This window comes from Bradyrhizobium sp. CCGUVB1N3 (assembly GCF_024199925.1).
In the GTDB taxonomy this organism is placed as follows: domain Bacteria; phylum Pseudomonadota; class Alphaproteobacteria; order Rhizobiales; family Xanthobacteraceae; genus Bradyrhizobium.
On record NZ_JANADR010000001.1, the window covers coordinates 5,762,543 to 5,786,936 of the forward strand.

Annotated in this window: 20 protein-coding genes; 10 read left to right on the forward strand and 10 right to left on the reverse strand. The window is 61.4% G+C overall.

Translation table 11 applies throughout. The features are described 5' to 3' along the window. Window positions 1-187 precede the first annotated feature (187 nt). Window positions 188-709: a hypothetical protein gene (locus NLM33_RS27480; protein ID WP_254100651.1), complete on the forward strand. Its 522-nt coding sequence runs from the start codon at window positions 188-190 to the stop codon at window positions 707-709. Between the two features lie 164 nt (window positions 710-873). Here the strand turns inward: NLM33_RS27480 and NLM33_RS27485 are convergent, their stop codons facing one another. The 3 genes from NLM33_RS27485 to NLM33_RS27495 form a co-directional block, all read right to left on the reverse strand. Next, window positions 874-2,934 carry a hypothetical protein gene (locus NLM33_RS27485; protein ID WP_254100654.1) on the reverse strand — a complete coding sequence of 687 codons (2,061 nt, stop codon included), beginning with the start codon at window positions 2,932-2,934 and terminating at the stop codon, window positions 874-876. 182 nt (window positions 2,935-3,116) lie between these two features. Further along, on the reverse strand, window positions 3,117-3,485 hold the full coding sequence (locus NLM33_RS27490) for a hypothetical protein (RefSeq protein ID WP_254100657.1): 369 nt from the start codon (window positions 3,483-3,485) through the stop codon (window positions 3,117-3,119). A gap of 164 nt (window positions 3,486-3,649) precedes the next feature. Further along, window positions 3,650-4,387 carry a hypothetical protein gene (locus NLM33_RS27495; protein WP_254100660.1) on the reverse strand — a complete coding sequence of 246 codons (738 nt, stop codon included), beginning with the start codon at window positions 4,385-4,387 and terminating at the stop codon, window positions 3,650-3,652. Window positions 4,388-4,749: 362 nt separating this feature from the next. Between NLM33_RS27495 and NLM33_RS27500 the strand changes: the two genes are divergently transcribed. The 5 genes from NLM33_RS27500 (at window position 4,750) to NLM33_RS27520 (ending at window position 8,955) form a co-directional block, all read left to right on the forward strand. Next, a complete protein-coding gene (locus NLM33_RS27500; protein WP_254100663.1) occupies window positions 4,750-5,097 on the forward strand; it encodes a hypothetical protein in 348 nt (115 codons plus the stop codon). Further along, window positions 5,097-5,468 (forward strand): hypothetical protein, encoded by a 372-nt coding sequence (locus tag NLM33_RS27505; RefSeq protein WP_254100665.1) that lies wholly within the window; start codon window positions 5,097-5,099, stop codon window positions 5,466-5,468. The genes NLM33_RS27500 and NLM33_RS27505 overlap by 1 nt, the downstream gene beginning before the upstream one ends. Before the next feature lie 261 nt (window positions 5,469-5,729). Next, window positions 5,730-7,646, forward strand: coding sequence for an AI-2E family transporter (locus tag NLM33_RS27510; protein ID WP_254100667.1), 1,917 nt, complete (start codon window positions 5,730-5,732; stop codon window positions 7,644-7,646). A gap of 437 nt (window positions 7,647-8,083) precedes the next feature. Further along, the gene (locus tag NLM33_RS27515; RefSeq protein ID WP_254100669.1) at window positions 8,084-8,530 is read left to right on the forward strand and encodes a hypothetical protein; all 447 of its coding nucleotides are present in this window, start codon (window positions 8,084-8,086) and stop codon (window positions 8,528-8,530) included. Between the two features lie 212 nt (window positions 8,531-8,742). After that, entirely contained in the window at window positions 8,743-8,955 is a 213-nt protein-coding gene (locus NLM33_RS27520) for a hypothetical protein (protein WP_254100671.1), read from the forward strand. Between the two features lie 124 nt (window positions 8,956-9,079). On the opposite strand, the gene NLM33_RS27525 is transcribed toward NLM33_RS27520, so the two are convergent. Next, window positions 9,080-9,538 (reverse strand): cupin domain-containing protein, encoded by a 459-nt coding sequence (locus tag NLM33_RS27525; protein WP_254100673.1) that lies wholly within the window; start codon window positions 9,536-9,538, stop codon window positions 9,080-9,082. Window positions 9,539-9,781: 243 nt separating this feature from the next. On the opposite strand from NLM33_RS27525, the gene ampH reads away from it, so the two are divergent. Then, window positions 9,782-10,975, forward strand: a complete 1,194-nt coding sequence (gene ampH, locus NLM33_RS27530) for a D-alanyl-D-alanine-carboxypeptidase/endopeptidase AmpH (RefSeq protein ID WP_254100675.1) — start codon at window positions 9,782-9,784, stop codon at window positions 10,973-10,975. Window positions 10,976-11,043: 68 nt separating this feature from the next. Then, window positions 11,044-12,195: an acyl-CoA dehydrogenase family protein gene (locus tag NLM33_RS27535; protein ID WP_254100677.1), complete on the forward strand. Its 1,152-nt coding sequence runs from the start codon at window positions 11,044-11,046 to the stop codon at window positions 12,193-12,195. A gap of 18 nt (window positions 12,196-12,213) precedes the next feature. Here NLM33_RS27535 and NLM33_RS27540 read toward each other — a convergent pair whose 3' ends face one another. From NLM33_RS27540 to NLM33_RS27565, 6 genes are all read right to left on the reverse strand, one after another. Continuing rightward, window positions 12,214-12,939: an RDD family protein gene (locus tag NLM33_RS27540; RefSeq protein ID WP_254100679.1), complete on the reverse strand. Its 726-nt coding sequence runs from the start codon at window positions 12,937-12,939 to the stop codon at window positions 12,214-12,216. Between the two features lie 57 nt (window positions 12,940-12,996). Beyond that, on the reverse strand, window positions 12,997-15,099 hold the full coding sequence (locus NLM33_RS27545) for an EAL domain-containing protein (protein WP_371930139.1): 2,103 nt from the start codon (window positions 15,097-15,099) through the stop codon (window positions 12,997-12,999). 1,171 nt (window positions 15,100-16,270) lie between these two features. Beyond that, window positions 16,271-17,710, reverse strand: coding sequence for an IS1182 family transposase (locus tag NLM33_RS27550; protein WP_254100684.1), 1,440 nt, complete (start codon window positions 17,708-17,710; stop codon window positions 16,271-16,273). Window positions 17,711-17,961: 251 nt separating this feature from the next. Next, window positions 17,962-19,671: an arylsulfatase gene (locus NLM33_RS27555; protein WP_254100686.1), complete on the reverse strand. Its 1,710-nt coding sequence runs from the start codon at window positions 19,669-19,671 to the stop codon at window positions 17,962-17,964. Between the two features lie 260 nt (window positions 19,672-19,931). Beyond that, window positions 19,932-20,654: a hypothetical protein gene (locus tag NLM33_RS27560; protein ID WP_254100688.1), complete on the reverse strand. Its 723-nt coding sequence runs from the start codon at window positions 20,652-20,654 to the stop codon at window positions 19,932-19,934. A gap of 58 nt (window positions 20,655-20,712) precedes the next feature. After that, a complete protein-coding gene (locus tag NLM33_RS27565) occupies window positions 20,713-22,254 on the reverse strand; it encodes a tetratricopeptide repeat protein (protein WP_254100690.1) in 1,542 nt (513 codons plus the stop codon). 193 nt (window positions 22,255-22,447) lie between these two features. On the opposite strand from NLM33_RS27565, the gene mepA reads away from it, so the two are divergent. Both mepA and NLM33_RS27575 read left to right on the forward strand, forming a co-directional pair. Continuing rightward, a complete protein-coding gene (gene mepA, locus NLM33_RS27570; protein ID WP_254100692.1) occupies window positions 22,448-23,392 on the forward strand; it encodes a penicillin-insensitive murein endopeptidase in 945 nt (314 codons plus the stop codon). Window positions 23,393-23,761: 369 nt separating this feature from the next. Then, window positions 23,762-24,265 (forward strand): hypothetical protein, encoded by a 504-nt coding sequence (locus NLM33_RS27575; protein ID WP_254100695.1) that lies wholly within the window; start codon window positions 23,762-23,764, stop codon window positions 24,263-24,265. The last annotated feature ends 129 nt before the right edge of the window (window positions 24,266-24,394 follow it).

The following is a 24,394-nucleotide window of genomic DNA, read 5'->3' on the forward strand; positions in this document are numbered from 1 at the left end:
CCTTCATGGTTCGAGACGCGCGTTCCGCGCTCCTCACCATGAGGGTCTATGACGCAGTAGGCGTAGCCGGCAACGGCCGACATGAGGCTTTCCGATTTTACGAAATAAGGTTGACACGTCGGGCAAATCACCGGCATGATGGCATCATCGCGGCCCGTGGGACTTGGGGTCCTGCCGGGGGACGAAGATGCATCGTTCGATCAACGTTATCGCGGCCGTGGGCCTTGCACTTGGTGGCGCCCTGGGAATGGCGGGGGCCATGGTCACGCAACGGAATGTCCAGGGGATTCTGTGGGCGATCGACGGCTCGGGACTTGTGATGGCCGCAGCGCTGCTCGCCACAAAATACTTTCGAACCGGACATGACGTCGTCGCCGGCGGCTTTCTCGTCTTTGCCATCGGCGAGGGTGTCATCATGCTGTCAGGCCCGGCCGCGGGTCTTGCGGGCAGCGTCCCGGCCTTTGCCGCCGGCAGCGCTCTCTGGGGGACGGCGCTTCTCCTCATCAGCATTCCCGGGCTGTTCGCCATGCCAATCCGAATCCTCGGCATCGTGAGCGCGGTCCTGTTCATCGTCACCGCGGCGAGAATTTTCTGGGGTGAGCCGCTAGAGCCAACGTCCACACCGTTGCCGACCTACGCCTATCCCGTGCTGGTCGCGACCTTCATCGGCTGGATCTGGACACTCTGGCGCGAAGCCGACGGCAAATAGCGTTCCGCGTTATCTGCGAGATTTATTGTTGGCTCTCGCCGCCTTGTTCTTCCTGTCTATGCGAGACATGACTTGTCCCGTTTGCAATCAAGCTCACGCGGCGGCGCAATATGTCGCGCAGGGCCAACAACGGACATTCCAAACAGGGGGACGACGCCGGCTTATCAGTCGTAGCCGCGCGCCGGCCCGATCTGGGGCGCGCGCACCGGCTTTGCCATGCCGAAGAAAACGGTCACGCCTTGGCCGCCACAGCGGGTTGACAGAGCCTCGTCGGCGGTTCTGTAGCAACTGTCGATGTCCTGCCAGTTGTTCATCACCCACACGTCGCCTGAAGGTGAGATGGCGAGGTCCGTCTGCATTTGTAGCCCGCCGCCCACATAGCCGCCGGGCGGCGAGATCTGGTCGCCGGTCTTGAAGCCCGGCGGGCAGTTCTCCGTGCGTACGCCGCACAGGTGCGCGATCGGGCTGTTGGGCATCGCGAAATTGGAAATCCAGACGTTGTCATTGCCATCGACGACCACAGCCCAGGGCCCGGGGAGGCCGTCGCCAGTGAACGGCGAACCGGGATATTGCGCGCCATCCGGCCGCAGCAGGGTGACGCTGCCATCCCTGCCCTTCTGCTCGGACATGGTCCTTACCAAGTAATCCGTAGCCGACTCGATCCCCGCGACCTTCATGCGTGCCGCCATGTCGATGAGGTGAGCCATGCCCAGTAGCCCGTGGCCGAACCGGTTGGTGACCCATACGTTGCCCTGGCTGTCGATGTTGAGACCGCTGTTGACGATTCCAGTCTTGAAATTCTCGGCTTTGCTCGGATCCGCGGCAGGGAAGCGCGTCACCTTATCGCTCGCGTTCGAGACCCAGATCCGATCCTGCCGATCAATGGCGAGGTGAAATGGCCCGAGGAACGACTTGCAAGGCTCGGCACTGTCGCCTTCGCATACGATCCGGCCTTTGGTCCAGTCACCCTTGGGGAAGTGCAGGAGCTGGCGCTTCGAGACGCCGAGGGCCCACACGTCGCCGCTCGGCGTGGCGATGATGCCCTGCATCAGCCCGAGTTGCCCATTGAAGGTGATACCTTCCGGCGGTGTCAGCGGCTTGCCGTTCTTGTCGAACACCGCAATCGACTTGCTTCCGTAGCTGGAAAGCCAGGCGTTGTCCTTGGCGTCGACCGCCGCGCCGAACGTGCCGCCCTGCAAGCCGCCCCCGGCAAACCCGGTGGTGATCGGTGACAGCGGTTTGCCGTTCGGATTGAACTTGGTGGCATTGCCCTGCCAAAACGAATCCTGCCCCTGCCAGCCAATGGTGAAGTTGTCGCCGACCCAAAGGTTGCCCTCGCTGTCGAACATTGCCTTTCCACCTGCGCGATAGCCGCCGCCATCGAATTTCAGCGGCAGAACCCACGCGCTGGGCGCAAAGTTAAGATACGGCATGAACGGCACCGGCCGGAGATTCTTGCCTTGGGGAACTGGATAGAACTCGTCCAGCAGCACAAACAGCCGATCGGGCTTGTACCAGGAAAAGCGAGCGATCGATTGCGCCGCCGTTAGCGTGTCGGTCGGGGCGCCGCTGGTCGGAGGCGTGGCCGCTGCGAAAAGCTTGTTGCACGCATCCGCTTTCACGCGCGTGGCGCAACCCGCCAGCAGGTCCGCCAGCGTTGCGAAGTTGGCCATCGTCGGCGTCTGGCCACTGTTGAGCGGGTCCTGAATGGCGGTGCCCCAGCCACCGGTTTGAAGATCAACGAAGCTCGGCACGTTGCCGGCGGCGATCTTGAGGCCAAGTACATGACCCTTGATCGCTGCGCCATTGAGGAATTGCGCGTGCGTCCACACCGAGGCCACCGTGGTCAACTCATTGATGACGACCGTCGACGGCGGCGTATTGCCCAGCACCGAGAGCAGTGCAACCGCCGGGTTGTCGCCGCTACCCTTGTTCGCTGCGGCTTCGCCACCGTTGGCGACCAGGTACAGGATGACGTCCGTGCCAAGGGTTTCCTGGCTGCCCAACTCGAACCGACCATCACTGCTTGTTCTTGCTTGGGCCAGTTGCCTAGGGTCAGCGCTACTTGCGCCCCAAAGGGTGACGGTCGAATTTGCGAGCGGACCACCGCCCGCCTGGACTTGTCCCTCGATACGCACGGCGGCCGAAGCTGGAGCACATGCGTAGCCCAGTATGCCGAGCGTCAGCAGTGTGGTCACCATGTGCGCTTTGTCGATTGTGAACATATCTGTTCTCCGCGCGCGTATCTCGTTGTCTTGGGCTTTGTGTGACGACGATTCCTGAATTGGCCCTAGTCGTCCGCCGAACGAGATGCCCTGCGGCGTCAACGGCCTGCCAAGTTTGTCGAACACGGCAATGGCCTTGCTTCCGTAGTTGCTGAACCAAGCGTTACCCTTCGCATCGGGGTCTAAAAACCCGCGAGATAGAGCACATAGACGAGCGCAATGATCGAATCGCCCGCAGCGATCGCTGCCGCGACCGAATGCGTGCGCAAGGATGTGCCGAATACACCCAGGCCTAGGGCCGCTTTCTCGATCACGGCGACAACCATCACGGGGCCTCGAACCGATGCATGAAATGCTGCATAGATGAGCAGCGCCCCGACCAAAAAAACGAGCAGACCCCAATGACGCGCTACGGCCAAGCTGACCTCCTCGGTAGGCGCCTTACCGAAAATGATGCGAAGGACTTGAGCGGGGGCTATAAACTGAAGCAGCGTGATCGCTGTGACGGCGCCGGTGACGATCAGAATAAGTTCAATGTGCGCACCGATCATCGTAGCCGTCTATCCGTTGCGCTGGTTACGGTCGACCAATTGAGGTCAATCCAGGCGTATTGCCGAGCCTCCACGCCGATATCGCTCGGTTCGAAATGCGAAAAACTCGGCGCGGCAACTCCGCGCCGTTTCACATCTGGAGCGCAATGCCAGAAGCGCTTGGTTCAGTTACTAACGTGGGGAAGAGGATCTAACATCTCTTCCTTTGAACCATCCGAATGACTCTCGCGTTGCTCCTTGAGAGCGCCCTCGTTGAAGTCGAGAAAGTACCAGTTGGAAAGCTTGTCAGGGTTTGAAGCCGTAAATCCTCCCTTTTCATCGTACCTTCCCAACCAGGTCTTCCCAATAAACATGGGGCCGTATTTACCTTTCACGGCCACCATCAAGTCAATCAGGGGAATCTGTTTGACAAGACGTTCCAGCATGTACGGTTCGGTTAGCGGATCAGAATAGTCTAGAATCACAATGTTCGATTTTGCCCTTGGCGCAAGAGGATGGCTGTCCACAAGCATGGTTTTGAATTTGCACATGGGGATGAATGGAGAGAGCGGGTTCACCACGGAGGATCTCACCCGGTTTCTCCCTTCGGAAACTGTCTTATCATTCGATGAGAAGTAGATTTTTCCACGCCAATTCTTCTCAGCGAACCAATCCAGCCACTCAGGAAGGGGGGTGGCATTCAGGTCGAACACGCGGGCGACCGTGCCTGCGCAAACGCCCACGGGTAAGGCATTCATGGTCAAGCCGTTATCGAACAGGTCGTTCAGCTCGTTGAGCCGCTTTTCCTGGGCCATCTTCTGAAGATCCCAGATTGTAAGTCCCCCATCTCCAGTTCTAAGACCGGGATCGTCATGGTCGTAGCCCGCAATCCGACTGTCTTTGCGCGCAGATTGTGTAGCCATGGTGCAAGCTCCTCATTTGCCTTAGGGGTGGTCGGGCCAGCTTGCAGCACCGTGGCGTGGTGAACAGCGACCGTTCACACACGCTCCCGTCACGAAGCATGCGCGCCCTACCGCGAGAAGCGCCCATTTACGAACGCTCTCGTATTCCTGGACTGCGACTGCCTATTCACACTTCATGCGCGGATTTGTTGATCTATATCAGCAGGTCTACATGACTGACAGTTTACGATTGAAAGCTGCGAGCATTGCAAAGTCATCGTCCACCAGAGTCTCGCACCAGAGATGCGGTGTTCGAGGGGTCGTCGTACAGAGTAAGTCGAGGTCTCCTGACGTTTATCTTCGGCTTCCCGCAGGAGGTTCAAATGCCTGCTCCATCGGAACCAGGCAATCAGCCGGTCAATGCAGACGCAGCATCGTCTAAGCTTTCCAGGCTTTCCAGGTTCTCAAAAACGCAACTCGCGCTTGCCTTCGTCGTTGCAGGCATTTCCGATCTCATCGGCGCCTTCGCGACGTTGGTACCGCCGATTGGATGGGCGCTGGATATTCTAACCGCCGTCCTGCTGTTCATGGTGCTGGGTTGGCAGTGGCTGCTTTTGCCGGGGCTGGCCTTGGAGGCCATTCCAGGCGTGGGGGTCGTTCCACTCTGGCTCCTGGTAGTTGGAGCAATTGCAGTTCTGGGCACGCCGCGGCCGAAGATTGGGCCGCACTGATGATGCGCCGGACCCAGGTTCATTCACACAGTGCCAGCGCTGCCAACTTCCATCTCTGGCTCCGCGGAAAGGATGCCGACCGTTGCTATGCCATCGTGGGACAGCAGATGTCGCACGCGGTGGACGAAATCTTCAGGACCTTTTCTGAAGTGCAGCACGAAATTCAGCGATCCGCACAATATCAGAACGCTACTCAAGGTCCGATGCCCATCGGTCCGAAAACCACGTTGACCGGCAGCGATTCTGGCGCGTTGGGAAACGCGAACGCGTTTCTCAAGCACCTGCAGTCGCTGTTGAGAGATCCAAATACGCTTTATCACACCTACACGCGCTATACGCAGGCGTCGCCGGGTCTGTGGGGGACCTTTTAGGAGCGGGGACCAACGCGAAGATCCTCTTACTTTGTTCTTACCTGAGGTGGAAAAGAGGCGTAGAATTATGCGCCACCGAGGAGTAGCACGCGACCGGCAATCGTCCGCTCGCGTTGCAGGACCCCAATCCAACTGAACGGCACCAAGCTTGGCGCGAACTCTTAGTTTATATTTGGCTAGTTTGTGTTTGGCGCTGTGAACTGAGGGGTTTCATCGAAGTCGCAGCGACTATCGGTTCGGCTCAGAGCGAGGGCCACGCAGTTGCAGGAGAAGCCCGAGCAAGTAAGGCTGGCGCAGCGGCGGGGCAGCGCGCTGACAAACATGGCCGTCGCAGCACTGATTATTGCTGCGCTGTATTTTGGCCGGGAAGTTTTCGTTCCGGTCGCACTGGCCGTTCTCTTGAGCTTCGTTCTCGCGCCCTTCGTCATACGTCTGTATTCATGGCGAGTTCCGCGCACGGCTTCCGTACTCATCGTCGTCTTCTTCGGATTTGCGATCATCTTCAGCTTGGGCGGGCTTATGGTATCGCAGGCAACGCGCCTTGCCGCCAAGCTCCCCGGATATCAGCAAACGCTGAGTGACAAGATCGAGAGCCTCCGCGGGTTGATGGGGAGTTCTGGAACGTTGGAACAGGCCTCCACCGTTCTCAAGGAGCTGGGGACAGAGCTGCAACGTGGTGATGCAGCGACTGGCCGGTCGGACAACGGGCTCGCGAGACAATCACCGGATAGAACGCTTCCGATACCCGTTGAGGTCAAGCAGCCCGACCCTGGCGCTCTGACGACGCTCGCCAAAATTATCGAGCCTCTGCTTTCGCCGCTCACCACGACGGGAATCGTCGTGATTTTTGTGACTTTCATCCTGTTGCAACGGGAGGATCTGAGGAATCGCCTCGTCCGTCTTGCCGGCTCGAGCGATATTCAGCGCACGACGGCAGCCCTTGATGACGCCGGCAAGCGCCTGAGCAAACTCTTCCTGACCCAGATCATCTTCAACGCAGCGTTCGGACTGGCAATCGGCTTAGGTCTCGAATTGATCGGCGTGCCCTCCGCCCCGCTGTGGGGTCTGCTGGCGATGATCCTGCGATTCGTTCCGTATATCGGGGCGCTGATCTCGGCCATATTTCCACTCATTCTCGCCGCTGCCGTTGGTTCGGGCTGGCAAATGTTGGTGCTGACAGCTCTGTTGTTCGTGGTTCTGGAACTGCTCGCCGGACAGGTGCTCGAACCGTTGATCTATGGCCATAGCTCCGGTCTGTCTCCCGTCGCAATCATCCTGTCTGCGTCATTCTGGACGTGGCTCTGGGGTCCCGTCGGACTGGTCATGGCGACGCCTCTGACGGTATGTCTCGTTGTCGCGGGACGGCATGTCGAGCGGCTCAAGTTCCTCGAAATCATGCTGGGCGACCGACCTCCTCTGAGCCCGCCTCAGCTCGTTTATCAACGAATGCTGGCGGGGGATCCTCTTGAAGCCGCGGAACAAGCGCATGAGTTCCTCAAAGGGGCGTCGCTTGAGGAATACTGCGACACCATCCTGCTTGAGGGATTGAAGCTCGCGGAAGCCGACCGCCGATTGGGCCATCTCGACGAAGAGCGACTAAATCGCATTGCTTCAACCGTCGACGAGCTGGTGGCCGATCTGGAAGCTCACGACGATTTGGACTCCCGGGCCCTGGACATGAGCTCGAACCCCGGTGCCGCGATCGCAATTGAGCAAGCCAGGGCGCAACGTAAATTGATCGAGGAAGAAGGCAGATCGCCGCGTTCGGCGCTCTGCATTCCAGGATCCGGAAAGCTCGACGAAGCGACGGCGCTGGTGTTGTCCTATTTGCTGCGGCACCATGGTATCGAGGCGATGGCGGAAGAGGCGGACGCGCTATCAACGGCGAAGTTCTTTTCGCTCGACATGACGGAAACCTCGCTTGCGTGCCTTTGCTACGTCGGCCAACCGTCCACCGCCAAGGTTCAAGACGTCATTCGCAGGCTCAACAGGAAGAATGCCGACGCCCGCATTTTTATCGCCCTTTTTGGAACCGGTGCGGCCACGCCGACGATGGATGCAGTCGGCGCGACGGTTTGTGTTGGGTCATTTGGCGCCACGCTAGAAGCTATCATTCAAACGGTCGCCAAGCCGGGCGACCTTACGACCGTCGACATCAAAGATATTGCGGCTACCTAAAATGCCATGGTCCAACATTCCCATCGCGGTGAGCCTGGCAGCCGCAGCGGTTCTCAACGTCCACTCCATTCATCAAGGAGGATTTGAATGGCAGATGGCCTGCGGAGATTCAACCGTGCCGTCAAACCTCAGTGCTTACGCTCGCCCTTGTGACGGCCTGGTCCGGCACTGCAAGCACGGGGTCACGTGGAAATGTGTCGATACGGCGCGGCGGTAGCGGGCAGGCCAGCTTGGCCTGAAGTGGACGTCCGAGGACGTCGTCACGATGGACCGTCGCCGTAGTTTCGCGAATCTTTCGCCACGAATCAGGATTCTCAATCAGCTTGCCATTCCGAGGCGATCCCGCGGAATAGCGGGGCCTGCGACTATTGTCCGGACTCTCGCGCGCATTGGCTCCATTTCTTGAGTGGGTAGAGTCCAGTAGGGAGAATTGATCCATGGCGAACATCGAAAGATTTCCTAGAAATAAGGCCGTAGATCTGGCCAAACTTGAAGCAGATGTCACAGCGGCTTTGCCCGCGTCGCCCGGCTGGGCTGCGCCCCCGGCTCTATCCGAGCCATTGCCTGACTACGTCGAGCATCGAGAGGGGGTTTCGCGCGTTGGCCAGCTCACTGCCGAGGCCGTTGTGCGCGACTATGAGGCTGCAGCCAAGGAGATCGAAGCCATGGGGACCGAGTTGATCAGCGCGGCGAAAAAATGCGAGGCGATGACCGCCGAGGTGCACACTACGATTGCCTTCATGCGAGATACCGCCGCCTCATATCGCGAGGAAGCCAAGAGGATTTTCAAGCGCATCGAAGAGTGTGCACTGTTTACGGAGGATGTTCGCAAGACTTGCGAAACCGTCAAACGCCGGATGATAGAGGACAGAAGTATCGCCTGAGCTCTGGGTATTATAGGACAGCCTTGCTGCCGGATCAGGCAACCGGCGGCATAGGCGCGTTGCGACTGACCGGCGATTTCATTGCCGCGCTGAAATTGGGCAGATGGGCACACCATTTTTCGTGGGCCGATCGAACCCGAACGGAAATCGACGACACTATTCCTCTGCTGAGCAATTGCCGCGTCTGTGGGCGGCACAGGGGAGAGTCTGTCATGCGGAAACGAAACTGGCGATTGATTGCCGTGGGCGTCGTGCTCCTGGCTCTTGCCGTCCTGTTCTTTCTGAACATGCGGGACATGACGCCCTGGTCCAACAATCCTGTCGTCCTGATGCGGACGGTTGGAGAGGTCTCCGGCGCCGTCGCCGGCATCAGCATCGTGATGATCGTGTTCGGCCTGATCGGCCGCAAGGCGCCTGCCAGCTAGCGTCTCCTCGTGACTCAATCGGAACAGGCCGATAAGAGTACGTTTGACGCCTGCCATGCTTGGCGGCGGCGCAAGAGCGGACCTCGCCGGAGGTCCGGGGCGAGCTAATACCCGACGCGGGATCTTACTCCGGAACGATGATGCCAGCCGCCGCCATGACCGGGCTGCTCCGCGCGATCAAGAACTTGAGCCTGTTGACGGCGCGGATGGCGATGCCGAACGGGAACGGATTGTTCAGGCGGAGGAAGGCGAGCTTCCTCACATAGCCCTCAACGTGCCATCTGGCGCGCGCCCCCCTTCGAAAATAAATCACGTCGCCAACGCCATAGCGCTTCGACGGCATGCCCTCGCTCTCAAGCACGATCGAGCCTTCGAGGATTATGATGGTCTCGTCGAGGTCGTAGTACCAGTCGAACTTGCCTCCAGTGCAGGACCAGATCAGGGTCTTGGCAGTGTTGCATGCGCTCGTCGACAGCAGGCGAGAGCGAGCCTCCGGCTTGCCTTCAATGATCCAGGATGGCTCAATCGGCGACAACTCGAGTTCTAACCCGGAATGCGCGGCTTCAATCAACGCGAGTGGCATTAATCTCCTCCAACCAAAACAAAATCGCAGGTTTCAAAAGCAGCCAATGCCACTTTTCCCCAACTGAGCTGTACAATCAGTTTTTCGGCGGAAGCCGTGAAGAGGGCAGTTTGCCGCAACCGAGCATTCCGCCGACACTCTAAAGTAGTACTCATTTTGGCGAGCAGGACGGGTGTCTGCTGCCTTGGTGTTAAATCGAGCCGTAGGGCGTAAGAAATCTGGGTCCTCGAAGGGATGAAGATGATGCTCAACAACCTGCGAAAACCGACGGGATTTGCACTCATCGCCACGATCATCGCAGCGCAGATCATTTTCTGCGATGCCGCGGCCGCAGCAGACAAGCTCCTCACCGAGGCGGTGAACTTCACGGGCACGTTGACGTATCTCGCCAGCCGGGTGCCCGGCTTCATCCTGCTTGCGGTGCGCAACGGCGAGACGGCTTTCGCCGGGTTCGGCAGCATCAACGACAAGGGAGGAAAGGAGCCTGATGCCGACACGATGTTTCGCATCGGCTCGGTCAGCAAAGTGTTTTGCGGCGAAGTCCTCGCCAGTATGGTGCTCGACGGTGGGGTGCGTCTTACCGATCGTCTCCAGGACCGACTGGGCTACGACGTCACGCTGCCCGAAAAGGCCGGCCATCCAATCCGGCTCATCGATCTCGTGACGCAGGCGTCCGGTTTGCCACGCGAAGTCCCGCGCGCCGAGGGGCCGACGAACGACCCCTTCGGCACCAACACCAAGCAAGCGCAGATCGCAAACCTCAAGACCGATCCGTTGCTGTTTGCGCCGGGTACCGCCGCCCTCTATTCGAATTACGGCTTCGACCTGCTCGGCGCGGCGATGGCGAATGCCGGCGGCAAGCCTTATGCCGACCTCCTGAAAGAGCGCGTGCTTGATCCGCTCGGCATGAAGGACACGGTCTTCAACCCTCGGCCGGGAGATGAATCGCGCCTCATGCAGGGGCACGATTTCGACAGATCGCCCATGCCGGCCGTGCACACGCCGACCAGCATCGAATGCGCCGGCGGACTGCACACAACCGCGAACGACATGGCGCGTTGGATGAAGTGGCATCTCGACCGCTTCGCGACGACCGACCGTGAGCTGCGACTGCTTGATCACGCCGCTTATCTCTACCGCGATGGGCTTGCGTCGGTCTTCGGCCTGGATGATGCCGGGCCAATGGATGCCATGGGCCTAGGCTGGGTCATCAACATGCCGGCCGGCAATCGGCCGCTCATCCTGCAGAAAAGCGGCGGTTTGCAGGGCAACTTCGCCTATCTTGCGATCGCACCGACCCGCGGCATAGCCGCATTTTTTCTGATGAACGCGTTCAATGTCGGCGGTTTCAATGCTGCCGTGGCCGCGACCAACGGGTTAATCGGTGAACTGGCACCACCTCAGGCGCATTTCCGCAATTCCGGATCATCACCTTGATCCGCCGCGCCGGATGGACCACGATCGCATTTCTCACCGCTCACGCCAGAATGGGCGAGGAACCGCGAATGAACGTCACTCCCGGGGTCGGCCTCGTTGAACGGGCACAGGCACTTGCGCCGTTGATTGCGCGCGAAGCGGATGCAATCGAGCGCGCGCGGAGACTGACCGCGCCGGTCGTTTCCGCACTGGTCGAGAACGGACTTTACCGCGCCCTGCTGCCGCAGAGCCTTGGCGGCGCCGAGGCCGCGCCCGAAGCCTTCATGCAGATGCTGGAGGAAGTGGCAAAGGCGGACGCGTCCACCGCATGGTGCCTCGGCCAGTGCAGCGTCTGCGCCATGATCGCAGCCTCGCTCGACCACGACACGTCGCAGGAGATCTTCAACACGCCGCCCGGCATCCTCGCCTGGGGCGCGATCGCGCATGAGGCGCACGCGGTCGAGGGCGGCTATCGCGTCACAGCGCGCTGGGATTTTGCCTCGGGCTCGCGGCAGGCGAGCTGGCTCGGGGCGCATGTCCGCATCAACGGTGCTGACGGCGCGCCGCGCAAGAATGCCGACGGATCGCCGGAGGTGCGCACCATCCTGTTTCCGGTCGCAAGCGCCGTGCTGCACGATGTCTGGCACGCGATCGGGCTCGCCGGCACCGGCACCGATTCCTATGAGGTCAGCGATCTCTTCATCCCCGAGCGTTTCACGGCGTTCCGCGACGTGCCGTCTGCGTTGCGCGAAACCGGACCGCTCTACAGACTCGGCACCGGCTCGGCGTTCAGTCTCGGGTTTGCGGCCGTTTCGCTCGGCGTTGCGCGGGCGACACTCGATGCGGCGATCGCGCTGGCGCGCGGCAAGCACCAGTCGCTCGCCGCCAATGCGATGCGCGACAATGCGGCCGTGCAAGGCCTGATCGGCCGCACCGAAGCCGACCTGCGCGCGGCGCGCGCCTATCTCTATGCGACGGCGGGCGCGATGTGGCGCGAGCTGACCGCGTCAGGCGAATTCAAGGAGCCGCATCGCTCGGCCGTAAGGCTGGCATCGACATGGACTATCCAACAGTCAGCGAAGGTGGTCGATACCGCCTATCACATGGCCGGCGCCACCGCGGTGTTTCGCAACAATCCGTTCGAGCGGCGCTTTCGTGACATGCACGCGATCGCCCAGCAGATCCAGGCGCGCGACACGCATTATGAGGATGTCGGCAGGACCATCCTGTCGGTCGGCTGAGATTGCGCCCCGGTCCTTCTACGCCCTGCGTGCGCCGGGCAGCCGGCCGCTCCAGCCCATACCGATGACGAGGGCAAGCGCCACGAGCAGCACCGTGGCGGCAGCGATGGTGACGATGCGCTCGCCGCCAGAGCAGAAGTCGCGGTCGAGGCAGGCACTCGACAGCAGACCCTGCTCGAGCACGGCGCCAAGCGCCATCACATAGAGAAAACCGCCGAACGCGAGATAGACCACCGTCACCAGAGCGCGGCGGATGCGCGACGGCATCGCGGCGTCCTCGAGCTCGCGTCGCTCGGTGATGAACTGCGAGGAGCTGGCCTTGGAGAGATCGCAGATCCGGACCGTGGAATTGGTGAGGAGATCGTGCACCGCCTGGTTGCGACGGGTCGCCATCATGGTCAGGAACGAGTACCAGCTCAGGAGGCTCTTGATGGCGAAGCGCGCGAGCGCCTTTCCGAAGCTCAGATTACCGCCGCCATCATCGACGACGCGCAAATTGGTCCAATAATGCCCGAGCGTGCCGCCTAACCGCGAGACCAGCACCGGCTCATAAAGCACCAGGATCACCACGACGGCGATACCGAGCATGCGGGCCAGCATATCGCTCCGCACGTTGCTCGCCAATGCCACGGCCCCGAACAGCAGGGCCATCGCCAGCATCCAGTCCAGCAGGATAGCCTTCAGCCGCCGCGAGAAGCGGGCATAACGCGGCCCGTCCGTTGGGGCTTGGTCATTGAGGCTCATGGGTCCGTTCCGATGCTGATCCAATGATCAGACGCCGGACGACGACCACAGGTTCAATCACGCCACCAGCGCGGCGTCCGCGTCGCCCGGCCTATCCGCCCCGCGCTGCGCCTTCAACAGGCTGACGATCTCGGCATTGGGGCGGGCCCTGGAGAACAGGAAGCCCTGGCCCTCGTGGCAGCCTTCGGCGCGCAGGCAGCTCAGCTCGTCCTCGGTCTCGACACCCTCGGCGGTGATGGTGACGCCGAGGCCTTTGCCGAGGCTGACGATCGAGCGGATGATCGCCTGCGATTCGCGGTTGGCGCCGAGATCGCGCACGAACGACTGGTCGATCTTGATCTTGTCGAAGGGGAAGCTGCGCAGATAGCTGAGGCTCGAATAGCCGGTGCCGAAATCGTCCATGGAGATCCGCACGCCGAGCGCACGCAGGGCATGCAGCGTCGCCAGCACCTGGGCGCTCTTCTCGAGCAGCAGCGTCTCGGTGATCTCGAGCTCGAGCCGAAGCGGCGGCAGGCCGGAATGCTTCAGCGCCTCGGTGACCATCGAGAGCAGATTGCCGCTGCGGAATTGCAGCGGCGACAGGTTGACGGCGACGCGGACGTCGTCCGGCCAGGTCGCTGCATCCATGCAGGCCCGGCGCAGCATCAACCCGCCGAGCGGGTTGATCAACCCGGTGTCCTCGGCGACCGGAATGAACTCGGCCGGCGAGACCATGCCGCGCTCGGCATGCGGCCAGCGCACCAGCGCCTCGAAGCCGGTGATCCGTCCGCTCGAAAGGTCGATCAGCGGCTGATAGAACGGCCGCAGCACGTCGTTCTGGATCGCGTCGCGCAGCTCGACCTCGATCTTGCGGCGGCTCTGTGCCTTCGCATGCAGCGCAGCCTCGAAGAACGCGAACGTGCCGCGCGCATCTAGCTTGGCGCGCGACAGCGCCATGTCGGCGCTCTTGAGCAGCTTCTCGGACTCATCGCCGTCGCCGGGCGCCATGGCGATGCCGATGGAGGCGCCGATCACCACGGAATGGCCGTCGAGCAGATAGGGATCGGCGATGGCTTCCAGCAGGCGTTTTGCCAGCCCCACCGCATCTTCCGGCCGGGTCAGGCCGCTCTGGACGATGACGAACTCGTCCGAATTGAGCCGCGCCAGCGCGTCTTCGTCACGCAGGGTGGAGCGCAGGCGCTTGGCGACGCCGCGCAGCAGCTTGTCGCCGACCGCGTGCCCGAGCGTGTCGTTGACCGCCTTGAAATTGTCGAGCCCCAGCATCAGCACGGCGACCTTCTCGGCGCTGCGGCGCGTATGCAGCAGCATCTCGTCCATCTGCTGGCGCAGCAGATTGCGGTTCGGCAAGCCGGTCAGGCCGTCGTGCTGGGCCATGAAGGCGAGCCGCGCCTCGGCGCGCTTGCGTTCGGTGATGTCCATCAGCGCCAGCAGCACCGCCGGCCGATCGGCGTAGGTCAGTTCGCGCGAATAGATCGCAAGATCAATCAGCGCGCCGTCGGCCTTCACATGCTTCCAGGTGCGCGCGGCCTGCTCCTCGCTGCTCCGGTTGGAGGTCCAGGGCGGCTCGCTGTCGAAGGCCTGGAGTGAACGGATCGTCAGCTTCTCGAATTCGGCGCGGCCATAGCCGTAATGCGCGACCGCGGCGTCGTTGACGCCAAGGATGCGCTCGTCGTCCAGCGCGCAGACGATCATCGGCACGGGGTTGCCGTCGAACAGCAGCCGGAACGAGGCCTCGCGCTGCTTCAGCTCAGTGATGTCGACACGCAGGCCGACGACACCGCCGTCATCGGTGAGGCGTTCCTCGATCAGGACGACGCGCCCGTCGGCCAGCTTCTGCTCGTGACGCGCGCCCGGCTGATAGAGCTTTTGCAGCCGCTCGGCGATCCATTCGTCCTCATGGCCGGCGGCTTCCGGATAGTCGCCGCGCGCAACGCCGATGCGCAGCGTATCCTCCAGCCGCGCGCCTTCCGCGAACAGATCGGCGGTCTTGCTGTAGATCTCGGCATATTTCTTGTTCCAGAGGACGTAGCGTCCCTCGGGGTCGAGAAACACGATACCTTGCGGCAGGATGTCGATCGCCTGGCGCAGCCGCTCGTGCGATTTGCGCGCATCCGCGATCGCAGCTTCGGCCTCCGCTCGGCTCTGCACGAGCGCATCGATCTCGACGGGCGCATCGTGAGGCCCAGCGCGCTTCGACGCAGGCTTGCGCGACCGCCCGGCCGTCCAGGTGAGCGCCGTCCGCTTTCGCTTTCTTGCTTTTCGAGACCCCAAACTCAACTTCACCCGTCCCACTCGCGCTCAGCAGTCGCAAGTTGTCCGACAAGTGTCTGAAAAAAAAGTAATCTTGGGCGCGGCGACCGGCGACCGCGCCACTGACGCGACCGCGCGAATTGTACTTTCGTGCTCGCTTGCGAGGCGGCTGAGCCTCGAGCGTCGCGGTAGACCGATGCGGCGGTCGCCAGCGGAGGAAGGGGTGGCGCAAAAACGCGCGCTTCCTATGAATCGATTCCGAATACGTGTCCGTTTGCATACAGGGCGGGGCTATCCCTGGCGTCACCGCACGAATTTTGATCAATCCCACATAGGGTTATTGCAGTGTTAAGAACGGCCGCCGTCAGCGCCGAGGTCTACGTCTTTGGGAGGTAACAACACGCTGGGGCACGTGTTACTTACGAAATCGCCGGTGCAACAGCGACCTTGGTCAATGTCCGATTTGGTCCATCTTGCGGACTCAACTCCGACATCTCCCTAGGTCTGAAAAGGGCCATGAGCGGAAATTCGTCGCGGTGAAAGCGGCCAAACTACAGGGCACCGTTTGGTAATCCGAAGAGACGCGAACCGTGGTCACGAAACCCTTTTCCGACCTCTTGAAATAGTCTAGAAACAGACCGAGGATATCTCTCACAATGTTTTTGGTCGGGTCGATAATCCTGATATTTGAACGAGGAATTGCGATATGGGCAATAGTCAAGATACTCAAAAGCAGCCGCGTGAGAACTCGGAGCCGCAGCAGGCCGGCGACAAGAATATCGAGCATGGCGCGCTGCGGGACGAGCAGCTGGACGACGTAAGCGCAGGAGGCGGCGGTTTGGTCCCCCATTCGCCTACCCCGTCTCCGCGAACTCCATAAATCGCAGCTATCGCACTCGAGGGAGCGGCTCTTAGCCACTCCCGTGGTCGTATGTTCGCGCGGTCTCCTGTGAAAGGAACGATAAGCACCGCTCGCTTTTTACAGGCTCGACTCTTTGGAATGGTATGTCGGCTTAGGGTCTTGGCCGTGTAAAAACGGCCTTGCAGGGCCGTCAGTCTTGAAGCCAAAACTGGGCCGGCCTCAGGCCGCGATCGCGGCGATCAGCGGCCTGATCCCGAGGATATTCATCGCTCTGGTCAGATTATAGGCCAGAACCGAGAGGGCCATCTCGGCGGCTACCTTTGGGAGAGTTTTGGTCAGGAAGTGCGTCGCTCCCATGCGTGCCTTCATCGTGCCGAACGGATGCTCGACAGTCTCGCGACGAAGGCGCATAGCGAGCGGGTTCGCATCGAGCCGCTGCTGCACGGCGTCGAGCAGATCCTCGTGCTCCCATCGCGTGATCCGTCGCTCTGACCCGGGCGTGCACTGGGGCTTGATCGAACAATTCTTACAGGCGTTGGTCCAGTAGCGCCGCAGCATCTTGTCGGCTTCTTCGTTTGTATAGCGATACGGCAATCGCTCCCCGGCCGGACAACGATAGGCGTCTTCCTCCGGCAAATAGACAAAGTCCTGCTTACCGAAGCGTCCGTCCGACTTGGCGCCCGAAGTCATCGGCTTGGGCAGAGTTACCGTGATGCCGGCCTCGTGGCAGGCGAGGATCTCCGGGCTGCTGAAGTAGCCGCGATCGGCAACGGCCTCGAGCGTCTCAGTCTTCAGAACAGCCTTCGCCTGCCTGGCCATATTGGCAAGTTGTGCCCGATCTGAGCCACTGTTCGTCACCTCATGCGCGATGATCAGGTGATGGTCGGTATCGACGGCGACTTGGACATTGTAGCCGACAACGCCGGAGCCGCGGCCACTGGTTGCCATCGAACGGCTATCCGGATCGGTCAGGGAGATTTGCTGATCCGGCGAAGCAAGCATCTGCTTCTCGTAGGCAGCAAGCTTGCCCATCTCCCCCTTCAGCTTCGTCAGCTTCTCGGTAAGCCTCGTCACCTTCGCCGCCAGCGCCTCGCTCGGCTCCTGTCGGTCGGCGGTGTCAAGTTGGCTCAGATAGCGCGCGACGCTCTCCTCCAACTGAGCACGCCGCCGCTCCACCTTCGCGCGCGTGAAGTTCCTGTCCCGGTTGTTCACGGCCTTGAACTTGCTCCCATCGATGGCGACGCTCGCCGTCGTGAGAAGACCCATCCCGCGGCAGAGCTCGACAAAGCGCGCGCAGACCTTACCCAGCCCCAGGCTGTTGTCCTTGCGGAAGTCCGCGATCGTCTTGTGATCGGGAGCAAGCCGACCCAGCAGCCACATCACCTCGATGTTGCGTCCGGCCTCTCGTTCCAGCCGCCGGCTTGACTGCACCCGGTTCAGATAGCCGTAGATGTAAAGCTTAAGGAGCACCGAGGGGTGATACGACGGCCGGCCAGTCGCCGCCGGCGTAACTCCACCGAAGCACATCTCGGCCAGATCAAGCGCATCGACAAACTCGTCGATCGCGCGAACAGGGTTGTTCTCGTCAATGAAATCATCGAGGCATTCAGGCAGCAGCGTCCGCTGCCCACGATCCGCCTCTTCAACGAAGCGCCTCATCGATTCCCCCAAAGAATCACAGGAGAATCATAACAGCAGCCCAGCGTTTTCACACAGCCAGGGTCAATCGCGCCGGTTTGACACTCAGCCCGAGACTTCCGGTCTACCCCCAACTGCGGACATGTCTCTGCGCCGCGCAAACTTTCGCAAAGGGCCATCAGCGGAAATGCGAGCTTTGGTCGTCGCCTAGTTGCTACATGATGCTTGTCAGACGGGCGCCCCGGGCTTGGGGCGCCCGCTCACCGCATATTCTACTTGCCAGCGTGCGACTGAATGGCCTTCTCGATCTGCTCCTTGACGGCTTCCAGGTTGAAGCTCGCACCCTTCTGCATCGGCGGAAACTCGATCGCAGTTTGGGCGAGCTTGCCCACCTCCTGCTGCACGAACTGGAATCGCCAGAACTCGTAAGCGAACCAGTTATAGAATGCCAACGACCCCTTATCGCCGTTCGGCAAGTTTGTGCGTTCGAAGGGATCAAGGCGGAGATTGGTGAGGATCGGCCAATCAACCTTGACCGTGCCACCCAACCAGCCACCGGGCTGATCGGTGAAGCGATACTTGAAGTCGTCGATGCGCACCGCGCTCAGTGTGCCCTCCGTGAAATAGAAGATCGAGTGGCGGGCAGACGGGCCTTTTCCGGTAATCAGGTCCGTCTGGTTGTACCCGTCGAGGTAGACCTTATAGGTCTTGTCGCCGAGCTGCTTTCCCTTCTTCAATTCGTCGGCGATATTCGGATTGCCGGCGGCGGCGACGAAGGTCGGGAACCAGTCGAGTCCGGACATGATGCCGTTTTCGACCTTTCCCGCCGGCACCTTGCCCGGCCAGCGGATCATGCAGGGCACACGGAAGCCGCCTTCCAGGGCGGTTCCCTTGCCGCCCGCGAACGGCGTCTGGCCGCCGTCAGGCCAGGTGAAGTTCTCGGCGCCGTTGTCGGTTGTGAACGCGACGATCGTGTTGTTGTCGAAGCCCTCGTCCTTGAGCTTCTTCATCACGGCGCCGACGATGTCGTCGAGCTGGGCGAACCCGCCCTCGGAAACCGACCAGCCGTTTTCCGAGTTGCGCATGTTCTCGTATTTTTCCGAAAGATGGGTGACGACGTGCATGCGCGTGGGGTTGAGCCAGACGAAGAACGGCTTGTTGTCCTGCTTCGCCTTGTCGATGAAGGCGAAAGTGGTTTGCAGAATCTCGTCGTCGACCGTTTCCATCCGCTTCGGATAAAGCGGCCCGGCGTCCTCGATCCGCTGCTTGCCGATCTTGCCCCAGCGCGCTTGCACCGACGGATCGTCGACGTTGGTCGCCCATGAATGAACCATGTTGCGAGGACCGACCGTGGCCAGCAGCGATTGCGGGTAATTGCGGTGCGCGGGGTCCTCCATCGCGTCGAGGTGATAGAGGTAGCCAAAGAACTCATCGAAGCCGTGCACGGTCGGCAGGAACTCGTTGAGGTCACCGAGGTGGTTCTTGCCGAACTGTCCAGTGGCGTACCCCATGGATTTCAGCGCGGTCGCAATAGTCGGCGCTTGCGCCGGCATGCCGATCGGGGAGCCAGCCTGGCCGACTGTGGTAAGGCCCGTGCGGATCGGCAGTTCGCCGGTGATGAAGTTGGCGCGACCCGCGGTGCAGCTCGCCTCGGCGTAGTAGTCGGTGAAGCGCATACCTTCCGCGGCGAGCTTGTCGAGGTTTGGCGTCCGGCTTGCCATGATGCCCTGGTGGTAGGCGCCGATATTGAACCAGCCGATGTCGTCACCCATGATAAAGACGATGTTCGGCCGCTGGCCGGCCGGTGCGGGTGCTGGCCCGGTTGGTTGTTGCTGCGCCTGCGCGACGGTTGTCAGTCCAACGGCCGAAAGCGCCGAAGCCGCGACAAGAGAACTGCCGCTCAACAGCAGATCGCGGCGTTTCAGTCCTCCGTTGGTCGACTCGATGCTCTCAAGGTTTTTCGAAATCTGGTCATTGCTCATGACGCGATCCTCTTTCCTGTGATGCGCCTGAAGCCGACACGGAGCCGCAGCTTTCCGGGTTGATCTAAATCAAGGATGTCCGCAACGGGTCAAAAGCGCCATTTGGGAGAACGGCCAATGACTTCCGGTCTAACCCGATGAGGCGACGTTTCACGCTCCCACCCGTACTTCGCCGTTGGATCACAAAGAGACATCGGCGTGTTTGGTGACTGCCGCTCGATAAAGGGCCGCGGTCGTGGCTGAGTCTTTCGGGTAGAATCCTAATCAGCGCCTGGCGACTTGGGCACAACAGCTTTCGCATTGTGGTCGGACAAAAGTGCCGGCGCATCGAACTTGCTGGTCTGCAGATCATATCTGCAGCTCCAGCCGCGCACCACGCCGGTCTGCATGGGCTTGCGGCCCTTGACGTCGGCATCCCCCGACAGGCTGATCAGGATATAGCGGTTCGCCGGCCAATCGGCGCCGAGCCATCGGTAGTTCTCTTCAAGACCCCTCACCAGATTCGCCGACATGTGATACTCCGGCGCCTTCTTGATCCTTCGCCAGTCGGGCCGAGTCTTCAAATAGTCCCACGCCAGATCGCCGAGCGGCTTCCTGCTCGCGGATACGTAACCATTCGGCGTGAGGCGGTACAGATAGAGCGTCGACTCGCCCGAGCCGGTCTTTTGCAAGCGAACGATCCATTTCACATCGTTGGTGAAGAGAAAATCGGCGGGATACTCGGCCTGTTGCGGATCAAGCAGCGTGAATGTCCCCTGCCGGCGCGCCCAGAACTGCCATTTCCACTCGTCCGTCTCCTGGTTCAGGTATTGCTCGATCGTTGTCGCGCCGTCCGGCGATGTCTTGGTGTATTTCTCTTCGATCTTGTAACCCGCAGGCGGAGCCGTCGGCGGCGCGGCTGCCGCCCCACTGCAGACGCCGATACTCAAGGCAACCAGCAGGCCGATCCAGGATGTCCTGATGCAAGATGTCCTGCCCTTCATGTACTAACTCCATTGATCCGGTCATTCGCTTTGGGGCGGGATGCGTAGCGAAACCTGCTCACGGGGCTGCGCCAAGCGCCTTCAGTTCAGCAATGGCGGCATCCCGCTCGTCGAAATCCTGCGGGCAATCGCTTACGACCTGACGGAAAAGGCGAGTTGCCTCATCCTTCAACCCCTTCGTCAGCGCAAGCTCCCCACTGTAGAAATGGACCTCGCACACCTTGTCCTTCTTCTTGGCGGCGTCCGGATCGTCTATGGCAGCAAGGACGGCAGCAGGCGTCATCTGGTCCATGAACAATCTGATGACGGGCGCCGGCCAGACGGTCATGTCGACCTTGGAGCTGGCTTGCGCCAGACGGCTCGGGAGATTGTTCCGCCGACTGGCGATATCGAGCCACAACGCCGAATAGGCATTTTCCGGTGCATTCGCACTTGCCCGGCTGAAATCGGACAGCGCCTTTTCGGCTGAACCGGCAAGGAAATATGAACGCCCCCGGAGAACGTAGGCCATGTAGGATCCCGGATCGAGCCGGATCGCCTCATTGTAGTCGGCCATAGCGCGGCCGTCGTCGCCCTTGGCGTGATAAGCGATGCCTCGAATGACGAAGATGTTGGCCTCTTTGGGATCGAGCCGGATCGCCTCACTGAAGTCGGCGATGGCACGGTCGCTGTCGCCCTTGGCGCGATACGCGAGGCCTCGACCGACGAAGGCGCTGATTTTCTTGGGATCGAGTCGGATCGCCTCGCTGTAGTCGGCGATGGCGCGGTCGTGGTCGCCCTTGTCGCGGAAGGCCCTGCCTCGACCGAGGAAGGCCTTGACGTGCTTGGGATCGAGCCGGATTGCCTCGCCGTAGTCGACGATGGCACGGTCGTTGTCACCCTTGTCGTGATAGGCGCTACCTCGATTTTGGAAGGCCCTGGCGAGTTTTGGATCGAGCCGGATCGCCTCACTATAGTCAGCGATGGCGCGATCATTGTCGCCCTTGTCGCTGTAGGCGTTACCTCGATTGACGAAGGCCTTGGCGCGTTTGGGATCGAGACGGATCGCCTCGTTGAAATCGGCGATGGCGCGGTCGTGGTCGCCCTTGTCGTTGAAGGCGTTACCTCGATTGACGAAGGCCATCGCGGATTTGGGATCAAGCCGGATCGCCTCGTTGAAGTCGACGATAGCGCGGTCGTTGTCGCCCCTGTCGTTGAAGGCGATACCTCGACCGACGAAAGCGTTGCCGTGCTTGGGATCGAGTCGGATTGCCTCACTGTAGTCGGCGATGGCGCGGTCGTTGTCGCCCTTGTCGTGGTAGGCGCTACCTCGATTCTGGAAGGCCATGGCCAATTTGGGATCGAGCCGGATCGCCTCATTCAGATCGGCCATGGCACGGTCGAGCTCGCCCTTGGCGTGATAGGCCGCAGCTCGATTGGTGTAGAAAGCCGCGAGATGGGAGCCCTTCCATTGCCCCGAATTGATGCTCTGCGTGCAGTCAACGATCGCAGCCTCGGGGTCTTGCGGACTGTCACACTGCTCCCCGGCAGCGGCTGAAAGGCTCAAGAGCATCATGGCGGCAAAAAGCGCGCTGCAGAATTTCCAATCCGTGGGCCTCATGCGATGTCCTTGAGCGAACGTTGATATCCGGAATTTGTATCGGTATTTGTTGTTCCGGTTCACATTCAACTGGCGCTGGCTGCAAATATGGATCGTGGTGTTGCGCGGTCCCTCGCGCCGGACCAGCGCGAACAGTGCGGCGGCGGTCCTAATTCTTAACCCCGAGGTCGCATTGAGGTATAAGAGGCGCAGCATGAGTCCCTGCCGCCTCACCCCCCTCCTGCTTCTGCTTGTCCTCCTGACCGCCGGCGGCGCGCTGGCCCAGGACAAGGGCAGCGTTAACCCAAAACCGCTGCCGCCGCTCGCCAATCCCAACGACCCCAAGATCGCCGCGAAGGAGCTGTTCGCGCGAAAGCTGCTGCCTTCCACGGGGCCGGCGCATGTCATCGGCTCCTACGTCAAGGGCTGCATCGGCGGCGCGGCGCAGATGCCGCTCAACGGCGACAACTGGCAGGTGATGCGGCTGTCGCGCAATCGCAACTGGGGCCACCCCGACATGATCGCGCTGATCAAGCGCCTTGCGGCCAAGGCGCACAAGGATGCCGGCTGGCCGGGCATCCTGGTCGGCGACATCGGCCAGCCGCGCGGCGGACCTGCGCTGTCAGGCCATGCCAGCCACCAGATCGGTCTCGATGCCGACATCTGGCTGACGCCGATGCCGGACCATCGCCTCTCGCGCGAGGAGCGCGAGGAGACGTCCGCCGTGATGATGGTGCGCGAGGACCGGCTCGACATCGATCCAAAGGTGTTCACCCCTGGCCACGTGCTGGTGCTGCGCGACGCGGCACAGGAGCCGGCGGTGCAGCGCATCTTCGTCAATCCCGCGATCAAGAAGGCACTGTGCCGCGAGGCCAAGGGCGACCGCTCCTGGCTGTCGAAAATCCGGCCGTGGTGGGGCCACGACTATCACTTCCACATCCGCATGCACTGTCCTCCGGGCGCAAGCGAATGCCAGGGCCAGCCGTCGCAATCCGAGGACGAAGGCTGCAAGCCATCCGATCTCGACTACTGGTTCAGCGATGGCGTGCTGCATCCGAAACCGCCGCCGGAGCCGCCCAAGCCGAAGCCGCCGATGACGCTGGCGCAAATGCCCGCCGCCTGCAAAGCCGTGCTGCACACGCCGGACGCCAAGCCGTAACGGCGAGCCGCACGCTGCCGCCTCACACTACGTCGTCCTGGCGAAAGCCAGGACCCATTACCCCAGGAAGGAGTCGTGGCGCAAACTGGCAACCGCCAGTCTTCGCCAAACCACGTCCTGTGGTCATGGGTCCTGGATCAGCGCTCGCTCCGCTCGCTTGTCCAGGACGACGTGAGGAGAGGTCGTGCCAGTTTGTCTTGTCCAGGGATGACGAACTGGATAGCTGGCTCGCACCACTCGAATGCGCTAGGATCGGCTTGCCGCTGTGCCGTAAGCAGGCGGCATGTCGGGATGCGCGTCCCGTTCTTCAGCAACACGCCTGACTGCACGCGCCCCGCGTCTTTCGCGCGGCCAACGATGAGACCCGACATGCGCATCCTCACCTTCCTCGCCGCGCTCTCGCTCAGTGCGACCTCCGCTGTGGCTGCCGAGGAGCCGAGCGGCTGCGACAAGTTCAAATGGCCGATCGAGCGGGACCGCGCCGCGCTCACCGCGCCGGACCGCGCCAGGCTCGCCTCGGGCAGCGAGGCGGCCGTGCCGTCATCGGCCATCACGCTGGCGCTGGTCGCGCCCGCAGATGCCAGGCTGCCCTCCCCGCCGGAGCGCGCGCCAAAGGACGGCACCTTTGCCGGCTTTGCCAGCTTTAAGACCGCCCCCAGGGCCGGCATCTATACGATCAGCCTGTCGGCAGGCGCCTGGGTCGACGTGGTCCAGGACGGGCATTTCCTCAAGCCCGTGGCCTTCAGCGGCGCGACCGATTGTGACGGCATCCGCAAGACCATGAAGTACGAGCTTTCGGCCAAGCCCTTCCTGCTCCAGGTCAGCGGCGCGAAGGAGAATTCGGTCTCGATAGCGATCCTGCCCGCGGAATAGGCGTCGTCCGTTAGACAAACGGTCGCCTTTACCGTAAGCCCCAGCCTGCTATGTTTGCTGTGCGATATCCCTGCCGGCCGTAAGCCGTTGCGGGGATTAGCGGAACAGCGCTTCCGTCCGTCGCAGCCC